Here is a 2,379-nt window from a genome sequence, read left to right on the forward strand (position 1 = left end):
ACTGGGTAGCTAAAATGCCTTAGTGGAGGCTTGAGCCTAGTGCAGTGAAAGTTGCACGCTGGGTTCTTAGGAGGACGGCACTTGGTAACAAGTGTCGTCTATCCGACAAAAGCTTGTTTCGATTACTGAAGAAGGGAAATAATTCAGATAATATTAACTAAGGCAACAGACTCGATCAAACTATCGAGCAGTGGCCAACTTTGCAGGTCTACTATAAGGATAAGGTTTGGTTAGAAGACAAGTATCAAGGCATGACGTTGAAGTCGCATCATCGCGCTAAGGTCACTAAAACTCCATAGTCTTACCATCAGCCGGAATAAAGACTTTATCTGACAAGCCGTTTTTATCAATAGCCTCTTTAAGAATTGGTCGAGTCACTGAACAGTGATTTAGCGCCTCCATATGGTTCGCGATCACCTTATTAGGGGAAAGGCGAATAAACTCCATAACCTCATCAATAGACATTAATAAAGGCTGGCCAACATCCATACGTGCACGGCCTGCCGCCACGACTGTGATATCGGGTTTTAACTCATCCAACGCTCGTTTTACATCATTGGTTAGCACTGTATCACCGCTAATATAGATAGAGGGTTCACTGGGAAGTTCTAAGAAAAAACCAACGCCATTTGGCATTACCTTATGAATCCAACCATGACCGTGCAAAGCAGGAACCGCTGTTAGTTTTCCGCCTAAAAAGTCGATAGTTTGCCAGTCTTCAATGCCCCAATTTACCGTCAAGCCATATTTTTCCAAGTAGGCTTTATCTTTGGCTGGTGTTGCAACTGGTATATGACGACGATTTAGAAACTTCTCTCCCGCAGGATCTAAGTGATCACCATGTTGCAACGCTTTAATACCAAAAGTTTGGCTATGAGTGATTAGGCTATAGTTGACCTTAGCGAGTAAGCCTTCTGCATTACTTGGCATTTCAACGGTAGGGTTTTTCGCTGCCTTAGCCCTAATTACCGAAAATGGAGGCAAAGAACCTTTCTTACCCAGCATAGGATCAATAAGGATAAATTTGTCTTCAGATTCAATGATAAAAGTTGCGCTGCGTAGGTGATGGATCTTCATATTACCTCTCTAAATTCACTATTAAGTCATATTTTCTAGGTGATTTAGTATGCTATTTTAGATAGCTTTATGATACTGTCTTGAAAGTCAACATTCGCGCAAATAGAGTCAAAGATGGATAGATTAAACGAGCTAATAAAAATTACTTTGGTTGCCTTTGAGGGAATCAGCGCTTTTCATCTCTCCGTACCCTGTATGGTGTTTCAAGATATTTTTGCCGGCCAACCCCCTCGGTTTGACTTGAAAGTCTGTAGCGAAAACAGCTCGCAGTTCGAAACAAGCTCTGGGTTTGGTGTGGTGATAGATAGAGATTTGAGCGCTATCAAAGAGGCGGATATTGTGATTATTCCAAGCTGGCCAAATGACCTGCCTAAGCCAAGTGAACAACTTCTAGAGGCGCTAATAGATCATCATGGAAAAGGTAAGCTACTAGTCGGACTGTGCCTTGGATCTTATGTTCTCGCATGTGCTGGAGTTATCGATGGAAAACGAGCCACAAGCCATTGGGCATTTTCTAAACAATTTCAGCAGCGATTTCCTAAGGTAGATTTTGACCCAAACCCTCTATTTATTGAACATGAGACTATCATCACCTCAGCAGGGGTAGCCGCTTCACTCGATTGCTGTTTGCACATAGTGCGCCGCCTGTGTGGCAGCGAACTTGCGAATGATCTCGCACGTAAGATGGTGACGGCGCCATTTCGAACTGGTGGACAGCAACAGTACATACCTGCACCGATTAACCTAAAGCCCCTCACAAAAACAAGTATTAGCCTTGTGATTGAACAGGTCGAACAAAACCTAAATCTGCCTCACTCATTAGATGAAGTAGCTGAGCGCTGTGCGATGAGCAAACGTACCTTCACGCGCCAGTTTAAATCTACCTATGGCTGTACATTTGGTGAATGGTTGCAAAATCAACGTTTAGTGCTTAGCCAACGCCTACTGGAAACCACTAAGTTATCTATTCCACAAGTTGCAGAGCAAGCGGGCTTTGGCTCTGACAGTGTATTCAGAAAGCACTTTAAATCTACTTTTCATGTATCACCGATTCAATGGCGCACTACATTCAAACAATAGTATCCACTTCATTGAAGCCGATGGGGTTAGATCTTAGCATCTATTCCTTTTAGTATCTAAAGCCTAGGGCGTGTTGATCTTTCAAGGTATTTTTTGCAGCGAATTGTTGGGCATTTATACAAGGCAGAGACTTTGTGGTGTAGTTATTCTACATAAAAAGTCGATAACGCAGTAAAAATGGCCAACAAACGCTGCCCAAAGGGTTCGACTAAAAGTGTTTTA

General features: G+C 42.8%; 2 protein-coding genes. One reads left to right on the forward strand and one right to left on the reverse strand.

The genetic code is table 11. The features are described 5' to 3' along the window. Positions 1-285: 285 nt before the first annotated feature. Positions 286-1,077 (reverse strand): MBL fold metallo-hydrolase, encoded by a 792-nt coding sequence (locus L2735_RS19780; protein ID WP_248986301.1) that lies wholly within the window; start codon positions 1,075-1,077, stop codon positions 286-288. 114 nt (positions 1,078-1,191) lie between these two features. Here L2735_RS19780 and L2735_RS19785 point away from each other — a divergent pair, with 114 nt between their 5' ends. Continuing rightward, positions 1,192-2,157 carry a GlxA family transcriptional regulator gene (locus tag L2735_RS19785; RefSeq protein ID WP_248986302.1) on the forward strand — a complete coding sequence of 322 codons (966 nt, stop codon included), beginning with the start codon at positions 1,192-1,194 and terminating at the stop codon, positions 2,155-2,157. The last annotated feature ends 222 nt before the right edge of the window (positions 2,158-2,379 follow it).

It is taken from the genome of Shewanella olleyana (genome assembly GCF_023283825.1).
GTDB lineage: Bacteria > Pseudomonadota > Gammaproteobacteria > Enterobacterales > Shewanellaceae > Shewanella > Shewanella olleyana.